We start from the raw sequence: 19,279 nt of genomic DNA, 5'->3' as shown, positions 1-19,279 counted from the left end.
TAGTATATAAAGTTTATTTAGCTTCTAGAAGGGAACGTTCCTTGTAATGCTATAATATAGTTAATACCTAAGAAAGGGTTTCTAATATTAAATGATTGATTGTTACCCGTTGCTCCTGTATTTCCTGAAATTGAAATAGAGTTAAGTGCCATTACATTGTCAACAGGTGAAGAATTGTATGCATTTACCGTAACAGCACTAGAAGCGCTTACCTGTATTGGTGCAAATACTCTTCCTGTTGGTTCTTCAGAATCAGCATCTTCTTCATTAGTTCCAATACTACCTTTCATAGTACCAGCATTGTGAAAGTGATTAGGTAATTCAAGTAATGTCAATGTTTTCGTTTCTATACCGCCTCTTTGTCCTAATTTAATATCAGAAAGTCCTGGTCCACGTCCTGCATGAATTGGACTTCTGCTTCTTAAATCAGGTAAAGCAAACGTAGTTCTTCCGTCACCTCCATAGGTAGTACCTAACAGTGAAAAAAGCGCTTGGTTAGATGCTATTGGTAATAATTGTCCGTTGCATAATGCCCAACCTCTTGGAGCAAAATTTCCGGCAAACATTACAATTTGCGCTAAAAATGGATTCATAATATATTTTTTTAATGTTAATTAATTCGATTTTATAAAGCCTAATTTTTAGCTTCTTGATGGATACACTCCAAGCATTGCAATGATAAAGTTTACTCCTTCGAAAGGATTTCTGATATAAAAAGATTGGTTTCCTCCTGTAGCCAATGTATTTCCTGAAATAGAAACAGAGTTAGGAGCCATTGTACTATCAACAGGTTGAGAATTGTATGCATTCACAGTAACAGCACTAGATGCACTTACTTGTATTGGACCCAATGTATGTCCTGTAGGATCTTCAGAATCAGCATCTTCTTCATTACAACCAATAGTACCTTTTAATGTAGCTCCACTATGTGAGTGATTAGGCATTTCTAAAACATTTAACGTGTGGTATTCTGCACCACCTCTTTGTCCTAACTTAATTGTTGAAAGGCCTGGTCCTGTTCCTGGATGAATAGCACTTCTACCACGTAAATCAGGTAAAGCAAACGTAGTTCTACCATCTCCTCCATACGTAGTTCCTAAAATAGAAAATAACGCCGAGTTTTGCGAGATAGCTAATAATTGTCCGTTACATAATGCCCAACCTCTTGGTGCAAAATTTCCTCCGAACATAACAATTTCTCCGATAAATGGATCCATAATAATATAGTTTATAAGGTTAAAAGATTAAAGATAGTATTTTTATTATGAAATACTAACAATCAAAAATATAGGCTATATCTAACATATTTAATGGTCAAATCACTCAAAATAAAAAACAGGTAGAAGTACGTAATTCTAGATATATATATATTTTTTAAGTAAGAATTGTAGAAAATAGAACCATATATTTTACTATTTTTAAGCCATACTAACTACAAAATTTAAATTATTATGGCAGTAAACACTATTTGTTTAGAAAAAGCAGAAGCTTGGACAAAAGCTTGGAGAGGTCAAGACGGAACGTTCACAGATCACAAAGATTTAAAAGCATTTTTAATTCCATTAGAAGACCTTAAAGAAGTAACAAAAGAATCAGGTGTAGCGAATGTTAGAGCTTACATAGGTATTGATACCAGTAATGACAATGAACCACATTTAATCATTGTTGGTGTGGATGCTGAAGGGAAAGACATGATTTATGCAGCTGCAAAAAAAGGTTGTGTTGATGGTGATGGTAGCGTAAATACTGGATTATATGACTTTTCAGATCCATGCCCAACCACTTGTGACATTACAAGCCCATTATACGGACCACAAAAATAATCTCTTTATTATTTAGTCCTTAAAATTATGGGCATTGCAGACTATCAAATTATAGTTTCAAATACAGGAAAAATTGTATTATGCATGAATACAGTTTTATTTCTTATAGGCTTTTTTAGAAATGAAAAAGCCTATAAGTTTTTTACAGTATACTTATTCTCAATATCTATAATTCAAATTTTTACTTATTATTTATGGACAGAAAGTCTGTATAACTTACATCTAGCTCATTACTACTTGATCATACAGTTCATCTTATTAAGTTTATTTTATCATGCCCTCTTTAAAAATAAAACTCAACAATGGTCCGTAATTATAATAATGGTTTTTGTATTGTGTATACTGATAATACAATCGTATTTATATCCTGAGTTATTGTACAGATTCAATCTATTAGAAATATTGTTAACATCATTACCGTTGGTGTTTTACAGTATTATTCAATTTTATAATTCACTGAGCGAAACAAAAAAATTCACCTATGTTAATTCAGGGATATTTATTTATATCTTAAGTAGTACTCTAATTTTTTGTTCCGGTAATATTATGACAGAATTAGATCCATCTATTAATCATTTAGTATGGTTTATGAATGTTTTACTGTATTTAGTATATCAAATTCTAACTTCAGTAGAATGGTTTAAAAATTTTAGAAAGAAAACAGATTCTTAGTTTAACTTTAAAAGTGATATATTAGGTTTTTATAGTAATGACGGATTAATGTCAATTAATTAAAATAATACATGAACGAACTTTTTTCAGGAGATAATAAAATCATAACACTTGTTATTTTAGGTGCAGTATTAATGTTGATTATGGCGTTAACATTAATATTATTCTTCTATTTATCACGAAAAAAAATAATTCAAAAAGAACTAGAAAAAAAGACATTAGAGCTCAATCACCAAAAAGAAATGTTGAAAGCTACCATTGTTGCACAAGAAGCAGAACGAAATCGTATAGCACAAGACTTACATGACGCTATTAGTGCAAAATTAAATGTAGTTTCGCTAAGTGCTAACTTTTTACTAGAAGAAGAAAATGTATCTGAGCAAGAAACAGATGAAATCATCAATCATATGCTTCGTGTAACAAATAAAACCATTGAAAGTTCACGGAAAATAGCACACAATTTATTACCTCCAATACTTGAAAAATTTGGTTTAGGAGCCGCTTTGGAGGAATTATGCGATGAATTTAGTAATAGTAAAAAAGTAGATGTGTCGTCTAGCATAGATTATACAGCAGGAAGATTGCCTAAAGATGACGAACTACACGTATTTAGAATCGTACAGGAATTAATGAATAACTCCATGCGTCATGGAAAAGCTAAAGAAATAGAATTAAACTTCAATCCGAAAAAAGAAAATTTATTTTTATATTACAAAGACGACGGATTAGGATTTAACACTAAAAAAATTGGAGTTCAAAAAGGACTTGGGTTGCGAAATATAGAAAGTAGAGTATCTTTACTAAAAGGCGAAATCACCTATAAAAGTGAAGAATTAAAAGGAGTAGAAGTACAAATTACCATATAAACTAACATACCATGGATACACCTATCATAAAAATAGCCATCGCAGATGATGAAGCCTTATTCAGAGCAGGAATATCATTCATACTCACACGGATCAAAAACTTTGAAATTGTCTTTGAAGCAGAAAATGGCTCAGATTTAATCGATAAACTAAAAGTAGCAACGGTTAAACCAGATGTCGTACTTATGGACTTAAAAATGCCACTACTCAATGGTGTAGAAAGTACCAAAATTTTACAAAAAGAATATCCAGAAATCAAAGTAATAGCTGTAACAAGTTACGACGGAAAATCATTCATTACCAATATGATTGATGTTGGAGCTTCTTCGTATTTACTCAAAAACACATCTCCAAAAGTTGTAGTACATACCATCAATGAAGTATATGCAAAAGGCTTTTATTATGATGAACGTGTTTTAAAAATTATTCATGAAAACTTATTGTCCGCCAAAAGTAAACGTATCAAAAGTGACTTAGACAATAACCTACTTACCAAACGTGAAAAAGAAATATTAGAATTGATTTGCAATCAGTATACTACAAACGAAATTGCAGATAAACTATTCATCAGTCCGCGTACAGTAGAAGGACACAGAAACAATCTTTTATTAAAAACAGAATCTAAAAATGTAGCAGGTTTGGTGATTTACGGAATTCAAAAAAAATTAATAGAACTGTCTCCAGATTTTTAAATTCTTATTTAGTGACAATTTTGTGTTAAACTTATCGTGTTAGCAGATAGTTTTGATAAGTTTACTTTTTTTAGTCTCTAATCTTAAAAGAGATGTTTTGAACTATATTAAAACCTTAAAATATAAACTTTCATAAAGGTAAATCACTGTATTTATTACATTAAAAAATAAGTGTTTTTCCTCAGTGTAATCAGTTAAATAACTCTGTGCTTCAGTTTTATCTAAATATACTTTTGCTCTATTAATAATCATAAAAATTATACATGATGAAACGAAACAAAAAATTAAACCTAAACAAAGTAGAATTAGCAAACTTGAATGAAAAACAAGCATTAAAAGGTGGAGCAAATGAATTCACTAGACCTATAAGAATGTGTATGCTTTCATATAAAGATATTGATTGTACTCCGCAAGATCCTATAAAATTAACCGTAAATAATGACTGTCGACTAGGAAATTAAAAAACAAACCCCAGAATCTAAGTTCTGGGTTTTTTAAATAATCCAAATATTATTTTACTTTTGACGCAGAATAAGCCAGTATACATGAAGAAAAATATATTCATCGCCATAGAAGGAATTGATGGAAGTGGAAAAAGTACACAAGCAAAAAACATTGCAAAACGTTTAGAAGCAGAAGGACACAAAGTATATCTTACCTTTGAACCAACAGATATGCGTATTGGAAAAATGATTCGTACCATTCTTGGAGGAAAAGAAAAAGCAGATGAAAAAGTAATTGCTGCTTTATTTGCTGCAGACAGACTAGATCATATTCTTCATGAAACACAAGGAATTCTTAAAAAATTAGAAGAAGGATATACGGTTATAACGGATAGATACTACTTTTCTTCATATGCATATCACGGTGCGCACATGGACATGGATTGGGTGATCGAATCTAACAAAATGGCTGCTGAGGCTTTAAAACCAGATGTAAATATATTTGTAGATGTTTCTCCAGAAGTTGCCATGAAGCGTATCAATACTAATCGTGAAACTATTGAAATCTACGAAACGTTAGACAATCTAAAAGCGGTACAATCACAATATCATCGTGCTTTTGAAAAACTAAAAGACAGTGAGCATATAGTTTCTGTAAACGGAGATGAAACTCCCGAAAATGTGACAGAAGCATTATGGAAGGTTGTACAAAAAGAAATGCAATAATTTCAAATAGAAATATAGTTAAAACAACAAAATCTCTTCACTTGAAGGGATTTTGTTGTTTTATAACAATCCACAAAAAACAAAGTCGAAAACTTTTACTTTTTATTGATTAAAACAAAATCTAGAATACACAAACAAATCAACAACCGTGTTTCCCCTGAAAACAAAAGTTTTTTCTCCCTACATAAAAAGAGTGTTTTTCCTGTATCAAATTAGCGAATAGACTCTAACAAGACGACTTTTCTATTGATAGCTTTGTTTCCAATACAAATAGAGAAATAAAGTAACAACACATGATCAATAAATTCGTAGATAAGTTGAATGCAGATGGACTCGCTACCTACATTAACACTTTACAGGGAATAACTGTAAAATTAGGTGCGCAGAACGTTGCGGAAATTCAATCAGACGAAAACAACATTGACAGTGACAACTTACTAGTAACTATTGTTAGAATAGAAGAGGAAAGCACTTTAAAAAATTTTCCAAACAAACGTTTAATAGAAGACGGAGGAACATTCAAAATGGATAAACGCTTCCCGAAAATTCATCTCAACTATTATTTACTATTCTCTTGTACGTTGCAATATGACAAAGCTGTGGCAGTCATATATAAAACAATCAAGTTCTTTCAACATCAAAGAAAATTTGCATTTACCGCAGATGAAGATGATATCGAACTCAATATGGAACTCTGTTCACCAAGTTTCGAGCAACTCAACAATATCTGGGGAATGTTAGGAGGAAAACAAATTCCAAGTGTACTATACAAAGCTAGAGTTTCTGCATTAGAAAGAGACATTGCACAACCAAAACCAATAATAACAACCATAGGAGCAGAAACAATGCACAATGAGTAAATTCAATTACATATATGCGCCATTAATAACGGTAAAGTTGCAGCATGAAAGCGAATTTGCAACAAATAGATATGTAAAAATATATCCGAACAAAACAACAGCAACGTTGATGGATACATACAAACTCATTGTCAGAATGACGCCAGAAGGATTTGTAATTCTCTATAAAAAGCGAGAAGAATTTGTAGCACAAACGGTCGATGAAGTATTAATCATTGATGGAGAAGAAGTCATAGACAAGCGAATAGTTGGTTATGCTTCTACAATACCAGAGTCAACATATGCCAATTGGCTGCCAGAAGTTATAGATATCGATTTAGAATTCTATGCAATTGCTGATCAAAAATACAGAGACAAAACAGATTGGAACGATTTAAAACTTAATGATTTTGTGGTATACAGTGCTACAGACTTAACAGGAACAATTACAACAAACGCCAACATAAAAGAACGAATACAGCCAGATGCTGTTTTTCAACTCAACATACAAGAAACAAATATAAGCACGCCAATCACTTTAACATTTGAAGTCAATCTAGATGAATAACAGTTCTAAATAGAAAACTCATTTAAAAAGTGAATATGAAATCAATACATAAAACAAATACTAACAAAACACTTTAAATCATAAATATTATGCCTAGTACATTAAAAACACCAGGAGTTTACGTAGAGGAAATTGTAAAATTTCCACCTTCCGTAGCGCAAGTTGAAACGGCTATACCTGCATTTATTGGATATACAGAAAAAGCTACAAAAAAAATCACAGGAGATCTTAATGAAGTTCCGACAAGAATTACCTCATTACTAGAATATGAGCGATTTTTTGGAGGACCAAAAGCAGAAACAACCATCGAAGTTACAGTAACTGATGATGCAGATGACAACAGATCAATTGTAGTAACACAACCAACAAGCAAAGAGCCATTTTTAATGTACTATTCATTACAACTATACTTTGCAAATGGAGGCGGACCGTGCTACATTGTCTCTGTAGGTCGTTATGGAACTGAGATCTCTGCAGATGACACTACGGAAGCAGCTCCAACAAAAGGTGGTTTAGACAAAGGTTTGCCAGAATTAGCTAAAGTAGATGAGCCAACATTAATTCTTTTTCCAGATGCTACAAGATTAACAGGTGGAACAAAAGAAGATGATTTTTACGGCTTATACAATGACGCATTAAATCAATGTAACAAACTGCAAGATCGTTTTACAATTATTGACACAATGAGTTCTGATGGAACGCCAGGAGGCGATCAAAACGTAATAGATTTACGTAATAAAATTAGCTCAGAAAAAGATTATGCAAAATATGGAGCAGCATATTATCCACATTTAGAAACCATTTTAAACTATGCAGTTGATTCAGACAGAATCTTAATAACACACATCGACAATCACAAAGCTGCAGGAGTTATAGATAAAGTACAAGCCAATCTTACGCTTATAGACAACGATCTAAGCAATAAAGTTGACGAAATAATTGCTACACTAGGAAGCTTTAGTACTACAGGATTTTCTGGAACTTTGGCAGAAGTAATAAAATATCTATACAACGATAATGACGTAGTGTCTGATCCAGCTAATGAAGGATTCAACCTTGGTGAAGTAGATGGAGATCCTAAAGATTTTTCAGGAGATAGACCTTCAAATTTATCAGACAAACTTGGAGATTTATTAACAAATCTTGGAGAACTCATCACACTTAAAAACAAAGCTAAAGTAGAAGTTATTGCTTCTAAATCAGCCTTAACAGACGAGCTATCATCTGGTGATATCGATGATATTCAAACAGCTGCAGACGCTCTTGTGAATCTATTTGAAAATACAATTGAAGATAAATATGATGAGCTAACGCAACTGCATAACGCACTCAAAAAGCATATCGTCAAAAAAGATACTGCTGAAATAGAATCAGTTATAGAAACAGGAACATCAAATATCGCCGATGTAGTTGCAAGTTTCCTTGCAGGAGCTTTTGATCCTTTAGCATTAGCGGATGGAACTACTACAGACTTTGATGACATCGTTACCAATTGGGATGCTTTAAAACTAGAATTAGATGGGAAAATAGCATTAGACACCAACAATGGTTCCATGCATGGAAGAACGCTCACAACTCTAGAAACTGATGACAATGCAACTTATAATGAAATCAAAACTGCCATCAACAGTTTGCCGATGGAATTGCCTCCAAGTAGTGCCATAGCAGGAGTTTATGCACGTATTGACAGTACAAGAGGAGTTTGGAAAGCACCAGCAAATGTATCACTAAACTACGTAATAAAACCTACAGTAAGAGTTACTAATGATATTCAAGATGGATTAAATGTAGACACAACTGCAGGAAAATCTATCAACGCAATTCGTTCTTTCACAGGAAAAGGTGTGATGGTTTGGGGAGCAAGAACACTAGCTGGTAACGACAACGAATGGCGTTATGTTTCGGTAAGACGCTTCTTTAATATGGTTGAAGAATCTGTGAAAAAGGCAAGTGATCAATTTGTATTTGAAGCAAATGATGCCAATACATGGGTTCGTATCCGATCTATGATAGAAAACTTCCTTACCAATCAATGGAAAGCAGGAGCTTTAGCAGGAGCAACAACAGACGAAGCATACTACGTAAAAGTAGGATTAAACCAAACGATGACTGCAGATGATATTCTTAACGGAATCATGAATGTAGAAATTGGAATGGCAGTAGTGCGACCAGCAGAATTCATCGTATTGAAGTTCTCTCATAAAATGCAAGAATCATAAACGATTTACACCAAAAATAAAGCATAAAACAAATCATTTAAAAACATAAAATTATGTCAGCATATCCATTACCAAAGTTTCACTTTCAAGTAGAATGGGGAGGAACTAAAATCGGTTTTCAAGAAGTTACAGGACTAGATGTTGAATTCGAAAAACTAGAATACCGAGAAGGATCAAGTCCAGAATATAGCAAAATCAACATGCCAGGAATGGTAAAATATACAGATGTTGTCCTCAAAAGAGGTGTGTTTAAAGGCGATAACGAATTCTATGATTGGATGAAAGCCAACAAACTAAACAAAGCTGAACGTCGTGATATTACAATCAGTTTATTAGATGAAGAACATGCACCAGTAGTAGTTTGGAAACTCCTAAACGCTTGGCCAATGAAAATTCAATCAACAGATTTAAAAGGAGAAGCTAGTGAAGTTGCTGTAGAATCAATTACAGTTGTACATGAAGGTTTACAAATCTTAAATGAAGGATAATCCACATGGCGCTTTTTGACAATTTTAAATATCCAGTTTCGGGCTTTCACTTTGTAGTCTACTTTAACGGGCTACTGCCAAATCCTGTGGATCTCAGTTTTCAATCTGTATCAGGACTAAGCGTTACTGTAGAAACAGAAAGTTACGCGGAAGGTGGAGAAAATAGATTTGTTCATGAAATACCCAAAGGATTAAAATTCAGTACACTTACGCTGAAAAGAGGACTCAAAAGTGTACCTTCATCTGTAGCAAAATGGTGTGAAGATGCCTATGAAAAATTCGAATTCAAACGACTCAATCTCATCATAGTCTTGCTCAGTGAAAATCATATTCCTATTAAAACATGGAATGTAGTGGGCGCATATCCTATCAAGTACGAACTAGGAGAATTCAATGCAGAAACGCAAAGTATACTCATAGAGACATTGGAACTCAAGTATGATTATTTTAAACTTTTATCAATAGGAGATATAATTCCAACATAATGGGAATAGAAATCAAAAACTTACGTATCAAAGTCAATGTAAATGCTCAAAAGGAAGAAGAAATGTCCTTAGTGAGAGAATCACGTAGCAATTGGACTTCTCATGAAATATTAACAACTATTTCAAAGGTGATCACTAACAAAAAAGAACGCTAACCATGTCTGTACTAGGAGAATTAGAGAAGATGACTATCCAAAAGTTTGACAGAAAAGGAAACAAATCTGGAAAAGCCATAAAAGTAGCCATCAATCCTGAGAATTATAAAGAAACATTTACGGTTGATTATAATCTCGATCAAGAGACAAACTCGCCTGGAAAAAAACCAAAATTTGCGAAAGTAAAACCAGGAGATGTTACATTCAAACTCTTATTTGATTCCACCGGAATCTTCGATATTGTAGGATTAGATTTAGATTCAACTCTTGCTAGTATAGAAGCAGACATTGCAGGATTCAATCCATTTAAAGATGATCAAGCGGATGAAAAAAACATTGTCAAAGAAATTGATGCTCTCAAAAAATTGGTGGAAGTAGATGGAGATATGCACATGCCATTTGAGTTAGAAATCACATGGGGATCGTTGAGTTTTAAATGTTTTTTAATAAAACTAGACATCGATTACAAGCTGTTCAATCCTAAAGGATTTCCAATTCGTGCAGTAGCAACGCTTACTTGTAAAGACAGTAAAGCAGATAAGTTACGCGCAGCAGAATTAAAACTATCATCACCCGATTTAACACATATTAGACAAGTAAAAGAAGGTGATACATTGCCACTAATGACATACAGAATTTATGGCGATTCAAAATACTATCTAGAAGTTGCTAGAGCAAATAATTTACTCAACTTTAGAAACTTAGAACCAGGAACCGAATTAATTTTTCCACCATTAAATAAAACGCAAAGCGCATGAGTTTAGTCGGAGACATATCGACAGAACAACAAAGTTTAGTAACCCTAACAGTACTCGTTGGTGATGCAGAACAAGAAGTAAGTGCTACGTATGGAGTAAAAACCATCACGGTAGAACGTACATGCAATCGAATTCCAACTGCCACCATAGTTATAATAGATGGTGACAGTGTTACACAAGAATTTGAAGCAAGTAATGCACCATCATTTGCGCCAGGAGAAAAAATTCATGTAAAAGGAGGTTATGATTTTGAAGAAAAAACACTTTTCAAAGGAATCATTACAAAACATGGTATCAAAGCAAACAACAATAGCAACTATCTCATTATTGAATGCAAAGATGAAGCGTTCAAAATGACACAAGCACGAAAAAATAAAATCTTCTATGAAGCAACAGAAAGTGATGTTGTCGGAGATATCATAAGTGAAAATGGTTTGTCGGGTTCTATGACTGCAACAACACATGCACATCATGAAATCGTACAATACCAAGCAACAGATTGGGATTTCATTCAATGTAGAGCTCAAATCAACAATATGATGTGTTTTGTGGAAGATGGAGAAATCAGCATCAAAGCTCCAGATTTTGCACCAAGCGTTCTCACAGCAGAATTTGGGAATAACATATTCTCCTTTGATGCAGAAATAGATACGCGCAATCAATATGAAGCATTTGAAGCTTCTGCTTGGAACTATTCCAATCAAGAACTTATTACCAAAACTGCTGCGAACAAAAATATAAACACTGCAGGAAACTTGGACGAAGCTACATTGGCAGGAGCTGCTGGAGGAAATAGTATTACGCTGTCGCATACTGGAGATATTCCCGATGAAATACTAACCACTTGGGCAGAATCAAAAAGTCTATACCAACAACTCGCTAAAATATGCGGAACGGTAAAAATACAAGGAAGCGAAGTGGTATTACCAGGCACAATGATCACGCTTGCAGGAATGAGCGATCGTTTTAACGGAGATGTCTTTGTAAGTGGTGTGCATCATACCATTACCAATGGAAACTGGGTCACAACAATCCAATTTGGGTTAAACCCTGAATGGTTTGCAGAAACCTACGAAGTTAGCCAATTGCCAGCTTCAGGAATGTTGCCAGCAATCAACGGTTTACAAATAGGAGTTGTTTCTGCCTTGGAAGGCGATCCAAAAGAAGAACACAGAATACAAGTAAAATTACCAATCATCAGCGCAGACGAAGAAGGTGTTTGGGCGCGTGTACTAAGCATGCATGCAGGAGAAGAATATGGAGTACACTTTTTACCAGAAATAGGGAATGAAGTTTTAGTAGGATTTTTAAATGATGATCCAAATCAAGCAATAGTCTTAGGTTCATTATTTAGTAATACCAATGTTTCTCCAATAGAATATTCAGATGATAATTTCGAAAAAGTCATCATGACAAAAAGTGAAATAAAAATCACAATGAATGACGAATTAAAAAGTATCACTCTAGAAACACCGGCGGAAAAAATAATTACCATCGATGATGATGAAGGTGTCATCACTTTACAAGATGAAAATAGCAACATAATAACCATGAATACGGATGGCATTACTATAGAATCTGGAAAAGATATCATAATGAAAGCTACCGGAGATATAAAAATGGAAGGAATCAATATTGAAGCGGTCGCTTCCGCAGAATTTACAGCAGAAGGCGCATCAGCAACGGTAGAAGGTTCGGCAACGACCACCATAAAAGGCGGAATCGTTCAAATCAATTAACAAAAAAGATAACAATACAATGCCAGCAGCAGCAAGAATTACAGATATGCACACGTGTCCAATGTCAACAGGTCCAGTACCACATGTTGGAGGACCAATATTGCCACCAGGAGCATCAACGGTGCTCATTGGCGGATTGCCAGCGGCAAAAGTAGGCGACATGTGTGTCTGTACAGGTCCGCCAGATAGCATTGTAGCAGGTTCAGGAACGGTGATGATAGAAGGAATGCCAGCGGCGCGTATGGGAGATTCTACAGCGCATGGAGGAAGCATCGTATTAGGAGAGCTAACCGTAATGATAGGAGGATAATACAATGGATTTTAAAACAGCAACATACTTAGGAAAAGGTTGGGATTTTCCACCTACATTCTTAGAAAAGCAAGGCAAAGTAAAACTAATATCAGACATAGAAGATATTGAAAAAAGTTTGCAAACCATTGTGACAACACGACAAGGAGAACGTGTCATGCGTCCAAAATTTGGCTGCGATCTCACAGATCAAATATTTGAAAACTTGAGCGCTACGCAAACGACGATCATGAAAAATAGAATCAAAGAGGCAATTGTGATCTATGAACCACGAATTGATGTCATCAAAATAGTTTTAGACACGCAAAACTTCTTAGAAGGAAAATTTTTAATCAAAGTAGAATACCTAATCAGGGCAACAAATACAAGAAGAAACATTGTATTCCCTTATTACATAACTGAAGCAACAGACATATAATCATGCAAAACGATTGTACCGAAAATACACTAATCAAGTTACGCGAAGGCACTACACAGCAAGAGCGTTACCATGCTTTGCTCGATCCTGAGAATGTAGAACTCATGGGGTTTGGAGTAAAAGATTGGATGAACTTTGCAGAAGAGTTTTCGAAGCATGTACAATTATTCACAAATAAAGATTTCAATACACCAAACGGAACTTGGGAACCATTTCACAATGCTTCTAAGGAAATAAAAGAAGTTATTGAAACCTACACAGAAGGAGACATTACGCCACAATTGGCACTATTCATAGCGTTCTTAAAACTGCTAAATAAAAGTAAAGAACGATTCAATAAAATCACAAAACGTCATCTCGATTTTTATTACAAAGAAGTATTACAACTTGCAAAAAAAGATGAAAAAGCAGATCATGCGTACGTAATTTTTGAATTAGCAAAAACAGCAAGCGAACAATTTTTAAGTGAAGAAACACTTGTAAAAGCAGGAAAAGATAGTGAAGGCAACACAATTCATTACAAACTTGAAGACGAAATTGTACTCAACAAAGCAAAAATTGCTGCCATACGAAATACATATGCGTATCCAAATGTATCTAACTGGCATGCATCTAGTATTGCAAACTCTGCAGATGGAGAAGGAGGAGAAGATGAAAATGGCGTAGTTTCTTGGTTGCCTTTTGGAGATATGAATCGTAATCTTGCCAAAAAAGGATTCTCTCTAACTGCACCATCATTACTACTTACAGAAGGAAAACGAAATATCACGATCACTGCTGCATTCAAGACACTAACAAGTGAATTTGACTTACAATCTATTTTATCTATTGAGCACACAGGAGAAAAAGGTTGGGTAACACTTCCTGCAACTGTAATTAAAAATGCAAGCACAAAAAGTAAAATATTGACCATTGAAATTCAACTTAGTGAAGAAGATGAAAAAATTGTCAATTACGATGTAGAAACTCACGAAGGTAAATATGCTACAACGCATCCAATAATTCGTGTATTATTCGCTCCTGAAGACAAAACAACAACAACATACAATCGCTATTTAAAAATCGCTAAAGCGGAATTAGATCATATAAATATATCCACAGAAGGCGAATACACAGCTGGTTTAACAGTAAAAAATGATCTTGGAAAGATAAAAACAGACAATCCTTTCTATCCTTTTGGTCCATTAGCCAAAAAACGAGCAAAACTGAAAATTTCTGCCGAAGAATGGATTGGAAAAAATATCAGTGATATTGAAGTCTCATTAGATTGGAAAGACTATCCAGATAACTTTCAAGCACACTATCAACACTATTTAAGTCAATACTTAAACATAACGCCACCAACTACATTTTTACAACTTTATAATGGCACAAACAAAACACAATTAGTCACAGATGCTTACGGTTCTTCACGTTTTCGTGTCATGGCAAGTTATATTGGAGATTCCAAGAGTAGAGCTAAAACGGCCACGGATCAAAGCTATGCACACTCGGAAGATGAATCTGATGCGTTAAACTACGATCATTCTGAAACGGAAGCAACGGAAGAAACGCCGAGTATAAGTCAAGACGAAATACAAGCTTCTCGAAATCAACAAATGTTTTTTGGAGTTGCTGGTGCCAAATTCAAGAATTTCTTGCCGCCACAAACAAATTACATACCTAAAAAGACAGACGATTATTTTATTCAACTGTCTTTACAAAATAACTTTTTACATGACGCTTTCGCGAGAATATACACATATCACGCGCTTAACAAATTCGCATTGCCAAACAATGCATATGCGCCACTTGCAGAAAACCTAAAAGTAAAAGTTACCACAATTGAAACAATCAGAAAAAACACCAAGCACATTGGTCTATATCACGAATTGCCTTTTGGAATACAGGAAGTAGCACAATCTGAATTAACCTTAATGCCAGCTCCAGAAGATGGCGGACAACTATACATTGGAATTGAAAATGCTATTGCTGATCAAAACATTCAATTCTTATGTCAAATAGAAGAAGGTTCAGAAAATCCAGATGCTATTGAAGCGTATGGAGAAGCAAAAGTGACTTGGCAATATTTGCACAAAAACACATGGCATAATTTAAAATCAAAATACTTACTCAAAGACCAAACCGACAATTTCCTAAAAGCAGGATTGGTAGCCTTTACAGTGCCAAAACAATTTGGAGATACCACACTTTTTGCAGAAGATCATTTATGGATTCGAGCAACAATCTCGAATGCATACAATACCGTTTCAAAGTTTAGCAACATTCACACGCAAGCTGTAGAAGTCAAATTCTTGAATAACGAAAATACTTTGGAACATTTAGACAAAGGAATGCCTGCAGAAACAATTTCCAAACTAGAAGAACGCTTGGCAACTGTAAAAAAAGTAACGCAACCATATGCTTCTTTTGACGGCTTACCTAAAGAAAGTGACTTGGATTTTTACAGAAGAGTTAGCGAACGATTACGTCATAAAAACAGAGCCATTACCCTATGGGACTATGAACATCTCGTACTGCAAGAATTTAATTATTTGCACAAAATAAAATGTTTAAATCACAGTACAAGCACAAGCTTTAAAGCGCCAGGAGAAGTATTATTGGTTGCTATTCCAAACATTATCGATCAAAATGTATACGACATATACAAACCAAAACTAAGTCAAGCAAAACTCAATGCTATTCAAAACTATGTAAACAAACTCAATACAATGCATGTAAAAGCCAATGTAGTTTCACCAGTATATGAGCCAGTAACCATTACACTAAGTGCACGATTCTATGAAGGATTGGACGCAAACTTTTACACAAAAGAATTACGAACCGATCTTGCACAATACCTATCGCCTTGGGCATTTGATAAAAATCAACCCATTTCATTTGGAAATGCATTATACGCAAGTGAAGTTATCTTCTACATTGAAAATTTAGACTATGTAGATTATATAAAAGATTTCAAAATGTTGCATGATGGAGATGAAAAAGATGAAATCATACCAACAGATCAAAAAAGTATTTTAACCTCAGTAGAGCCAGACTCGCACACTGTAAACGCCATAACTACAGCCGAATGTTAAACGTAGATGAACATATCACCATACCGAGCAATGTAAGCTATAAGGACGATCTTGATTTTCAACATCTAAGAGACACCGGACAGCAATATATTGAAGAACTCAGTCGAAAAATTTGGACAGATTACAACATCAGTGATCCAGGAATTACGATTATGGAGTTGTTATGCTATGCCATTACTGATTTAGGATTGCGTATCGATCAGCCTATTGAAAACTTAGTCGCTTCCGCAGAAAGTAACTTTGAAAAAATGCACGAGCAATTCAAATCTGCAAAAAACATACTCACGTGCCGACCAGTTACTGCTTTAGATTACAGAAAACTATTCATCGATATAAAAGGAGTAAAAAACTGTTGGTTATCCATTCACAAACTACCACTACATGCTGAGTGTAATATAGAACATCCAAAAGTAAGTTTTGAACCATTCGTGGGTTCACCATACAAAACAGAAACGTTCCACATTAAAGGATTATACACAATATTAGTTGACTTTGACGATGATGAGGAATATATAGAAGAAGATATCATTGCAGCCATATTTACCAAATATCACGAAAACAGAAATCTGTGTGAAGATTTAGTTGAGGTACAAAAAATAAAGAAACAATGTATTCGTGTTTGTGCGCAAGTACAGCTTGAAAATGGCGCAAACGAAGAAAAAGTTCATGCTACCATTGAGTGGAAAATTGCACAATACTTATCACCAAGCGTACGTGCCAATTCGCTGACTGAAATGTTGGATATGGGACTTACGTCAGATGAAATATTTCAAGGGCCAATCTTAGAAAACGGATTCTTAACGCCAGAAGCGCTAGAAAAATCGGAGCTTCGCAAAGAAGTACGTTTATCAGATATCATGAATATCATCATGAAAATTGAAGGTGTCAAACTCATTGAAGACATCAGCATTGACAACTGTCCGCCAAAAAATGATGGTGAAAGCGATTGCAATCAAAACATCAATGCAAAAAGTGATCCTTGGTTAATCTGTGTAGAAGAAAATCACTTGCCTGTACTCTGCGATCAAAGTACATTCAAATACAAAAAAGGCTTCTTGCCAGTTGGTTTAAATAAAGAAAAGGTAGCTGAGTATACAGAAGAATTAGAAGCTGCAGACAAAGCAAGTCAAGAAAAATCTTTTGACGATTTACCAATGCCTACAGGAGTATACAGTAAAATAAAATACGATACCGTACAACATCACCTACCAGAAAATTACGGAATCTCTAAATACGGACTTTCCAGTACAGTATCAAACGAACGAAAAGTAAAAGCAAAGCAATTACAAGGATACTTACTATTCTTTGATCAAATACTAAGCACCTACTTTTCACACTTAGAACATATAAAAACATTGTTATCTGCTGATGAAAACTTACAACAAACCTATTTTTTCAAGGCAGTAGAAGGAATCAACGGAATAGAAACCTTACTCTCAGGTTTTCCAAACTATAAAAACAATGTTGAAAACATCATAGATCAACTAGAAGATTTCAACGTACGTAGAAATGAACTTCTAGATCACTTAATAGCGCGTTTTGCAGAAGTTTTTGAAGATTATACCAATACAATGTATAAACTCTTTGGAACGGCCAGAAACAGTGTCGAAAAAAACATCATCACAACAAAAAATAAATTCATCAAAGAATACGATAAAATAAGCTCAGAACGTGGACTAGCATTCAATTACAGAAAATCAACACAATGGGATACCAATAATGTTTCAGGTTTTCAAAAACGAATAGCATTACTATCAGGTTTAGATGATTATGCACGTCGCGACTTGTTTAACGATGCTATAAGCATTGAAACATTAAAACGCGAAACTGTAGCCGATGGTGTACATTTTGAATATCGTTGGATCATAAAAAGTGATTCCAAAGTACACTTATCATCACAAAAAGATTTTGCATCAAAACAACAAGCCATTAATGAATTGTTGGAAGTACTAAAGCTGGCAACTGACGATAAAAATTTTGTATTACGCCAAACAGAAACAAAATCACAACGTTACTACATAGCTTTAGTAAACGAAGAAGGAACGCTCATAGGAAGACAATACAATCATTACTACGCAAGTAAAGAAAAAGCAGAATTAAAGCGTATAGAAACCATCGGATTTATAGATGAATTACTATTCGATGAAGGTTTCTACATGATAGAAAACATTCTCACCTTACCATATCACACCAAAGACATGGGAGAATTAAACGACTGTTTACCGCTATGCATTGACGATGGATGCAATACCTGTATAAAAATGGATCCGTTCTCATATCAAGTAACAATTATATTTCCAGGATACACTTCGAGATTCTCAAATATTGATTTTCGAGTGTTCATGGAAGACTTAATTCGTAGAGAACTACCAGCGCATATTCAACCAAGAATCTGTTGGGTTGGTCACATTGACGGTGCTTTATCAAGAATAGAAAAAAAGGAAGAAGAAGAAAATCCAGCAATAGAAGTTTCTGAGATAGAAGTTTCAGAAGTGAGCGTATCAGATGTTTCGTCAGACATGTTATCAGAAGCAGACACTAAAAAAACAATTTCTGATGCGAGTAGTAAAGATGATGGAGAAGAATATATAATCATTGATGAAGATGATGCCTATGATATGAAACGTATTCAAAAAGCATGGCGTACATTTTTAGAATCGAAAAAAAGAAAATCAAACGATTATATGGCAAAGCACAAAGAAACCAAGCAATTACTCTGTGCTATGAACCAAATGAACACAATTTACGCAACAGGAACATTACACGACTGTAATGATGATGATGGCGAAAATAAGAACAGAATCATACTAAATAGAAGTGCGCTTGGCTCACTCTAATTAGTGATACCTAAAAAGTTATGAGTTAAAAAACGGAAAAAAAATGATGAGTTAGAAAAGTAAATAGAGAGTAAATAATGCAAGCGAAACTAGCATAAAATCTAGGAGCAAAGCGATCTAAAAGCGCAGCAGTCTAAAAATCTAAAAGCAAAGCGATCTATCTA

The 19,279-nt window shown here is 34.3% G+C and carries 19 protein-coding genes; 17 read left to right on the top strand and 2 right to left on the bottom strand.

What is annotated here, in order from left to right:
• Nucleotides 1-17: 17 nt before the first annotated feature.
• The gene (locus ACOQOS_RS04745) at nucleotides 18-593 is read right to left on the bottom strand and encodes a phage tail protein (RefSeq protein ID WP_420573821.1); all 576 of its coding nucleotides are present in this window, start codon (nucleotides 591-593) and stop codon (nucleotides 18-20) included.
• Between the two features lie 48 nt (nucleotides 594-641).
• On the bottom strand, nucleotides 642-1,217 hold the full coding sequence (locus ACOQOS_RS04740) for a phage tail protein (protein ID WP_420573820.1): 576 nt from the start codon (nucleotides 1,215-1,217) through the stop codon (nucleotides 642-644).
• A gap of 234 nt (nucleotides 1,218-1,451) precedes the next feature.
• Between ACOQOS_RS04740 and ACOQOS_RS04735 the strand changes: the two genes are divergently transcribed.
• The 17 genes from ACOQOS_RS04735 (at nucleotide 1,452) to ACOQOS_RS04655 (ending at nucleotide 19,115) form a co-directional block, all read left to right on the top strand.
• Nucleotides 1,452-1,823 (top strand): hypothetical protein, encoded by a 372-nt coding sequence (locus ACOQOS_RS04735; RefSeq protein WP_420573819.1) that lies wholly within the window; start codon nucleotides 1,452-1,454, stop codon nucleotides 1,821-1,823.
• Nucleotides 1,824-2,566: 743 nt separating this feature from the next.
• Nucleotides 2,567-3,361, top strand: a complete 795-nt coding sequence (locus ACOQOS_RS04730) for a sensor histidine kinase (protein WP_420573818.1) — start codon at nucleotides 2,567-2,569, stop codon at nucleotides 3,359-3,361.
• Nucleotides 3,362-3,372: 11 nt separating this feature from the next.
• Nucleotides 3,373-4,053 (top strand): response regulator, encoded by a 681-nt coding sequence (locus ACOQOS_RS04725; protein ID WP_420573817.1) that lies wholly within the window; start codon nucleotides 3,373-3,375, stop codon nucleotides 4,051-4,053.
• Nucleotides 4,054-4,316: 263 nt separating this feature from the next.
• Entirely contained in the window at nucleotides 4,317-4,514 is a 198-nt protein-coding gene (locus ACOQOS_RS04720) for a hypothetical protein (protein WP_420573816.1), read from the top strand.
• A gap of 84 nt (nucleotides 4,515-4,598) precedes the next feature.
• On the top strand, nucleotides 4,599-5,222 hold the full coding sequence (tmk, locus tag ACOQOS_RS04715) for a dTMP kinase (RefSeq protein WP_420573815.1): 624 nt from the start codon (nucleotides 4,599-4,601) through the stop codon (nucleotides 5,220-5,222).
• Between the two features lie 293 nt (nucleotides 5,223-5,515).
• Nucleotides 5,516-6,082, top strand: coding sequence for a DUF4255 domain-containing protein (locus ACOQOS_RS04710; protein WP_420573814.1), 567 nt, complete (start codon nucleotides 5,516-5,518; stop codon nucleotides 6,080-6,082).
• A complete protein-coding gene (locus ACOQOS_RS04705; protein WP_420573813.1) occupies nucleotides 6,075-6,629 on the top strand; it encodes a hypothetical protein in 555 nt (184 codons plus the stop codon). The genes ACOQOS_RS04710 and ACOQOS_RS04705 overlap by 8 nt, the downstream gene beginning before the upstream one ends.
• An 89-nt stretch (nucleotides 6,630-6,718) precedes the next feature.
• Nucleotides 6,719-8,848, top strand: a complete 2,130-nt coding sequence (locus ACOQOS_RS04700; RefSeq protein WP_420573812.1) for a phage tail sheath C-terminal domain-containing protein — start codon at nucleotides 6,719-6,721, stop codon at nucleotides 8,846-8,848.
• A gap of 53 nt (nucleotides 8,849-8,901) precedes the next feature.
• The gene (locus tag ACOQOS_RS04695) at nucleotides 8,902-9,336 is read left to right on the top strand and encodes a phage tail protein (protein WP_420573811.1); all 435 of its coding nucleotides are present in this window, start codon (nucleotides 8,902-8,904) and stop codon (nucleotides 9,334-9,336) included.
• Between the two features lie 5 nt (nucleotides 9,337-9,341).
• Nucleotides 9,342-9,821 carry a phage tail protein gene (locus tag ACOQOS_RS04690; protein WP_420573810.1) on the top strand — a complete coding sequence of 160 codons (480 nt, stop codon included), beginning with the start codon at nucleotides 9,342-9,344 and terminating at the stop codon, nucleotides 9,819-9,821.
• Nucleotides 9,821-9,976: a hypothetical protein gene (locus ACOQOS_RS04685; protein WP_420573809.1), complete on the top strand. Its 156-nt coding sequence runs from the start codon at nucleotides 9,821-9,823 to the stop codon at nucleotides 9,974-9,976. Before ACOQOS_RS04690 ends, ACOQOS_RS04685 begins: the two co-directional genes overlap by 1 nt.
• Before the next feature lie 2 nt (nucleotides 9,977-9,978).
• Nucleotides 9,979-10,734, top strand: a complete 756-nt coding sequence (locus ACOQOS_RS04680) for a CIS tube protein (RefSeq protein WP_420573808.1) — start codon at nucleotides 9,979-9,981, stop codon at nucleotides 10,732-10,734.
• On the top strand, nucleotides 10,731-12,473 hold the full coding sequence (vgrG, locus tag ACOQOS_RS04675; RefSeq protein WP_420573807.1) for a type VI secretion system tip protein VgrG: 1,743 nt from the start codon (nucleotides 10,731-10,733) through the stop codon (nucleotides 12,471-12,473). The genes ACOQOS_RS04680 and vgrG overlap by 4 nt, the downstream gene beginning before the upstream one ends.
• Nucleotides 12,474-12,492: 19 nt before the next feature.
• Nucleotides 12,493-12,783, top strand: coding sequence for a PAAR domain-containing protein (locus ACOQOS_RS04670; RefSeq protein WP_420573806.1), 291 nt, complete (start codon nucleotides 12,493-12,495; stop codon nucleotides 12,781-12,783).
• A gap of 4 nt (nucleotides 12,784-12,787) precedes the next feature.
• The gene (locus ACOQOS_RS04665; RefSeq protein ID WP_420573805.1) at nucleotides 12,788-13,201 is read left to right on the top strand and encodes a GPW/gp25 family protein; all 414 of its coding nucleotides are present in this window, start codon (nucleotides 12,788-12,790) and stop codon (nucleotides 13,199-13,201) included.
• 2 nt (nucleotides 13,202-13,203) lie between these two features.
• Entirely contained in the window at nucleotides 13,204-16,278 is a 3,075-nt protein-coding gene (locus ACOQOS_RS04660; protein WP_420573804.1) for a baseplate J/gp47 family protein, read from the top strand.
• Entirely contained in the window at nucleotides 16,272-19,115 is a 2,844-nt protein-coding gene (locus tag ACOQOS_RS04655) for a hypothetical protein (protein WP_420573803.1), read from the top strand. Before ACOQOS_RS04660 ends, ACOQOS_RS04655 begins: the two co-directional genes overlap by 7 nt.
• Nucleotides 19,116-19,279: the final 164 nt, after the last annotated feature.

The sequence above is a fragment of the Kordia sp. genome (assembly GCF_965224175.1).
Taxonomy (GTDB): domain Bacteria; phylum Bacteroidota; class Bacteroidia; order Flavobacteriales; family Flavobacteriaceae; genus Kordia.
The sequence above is the reverse complement of the archived record's forward strand: the minus strand, read 5'-3'. Positions and strand labels throughout refer to the sequence as shown.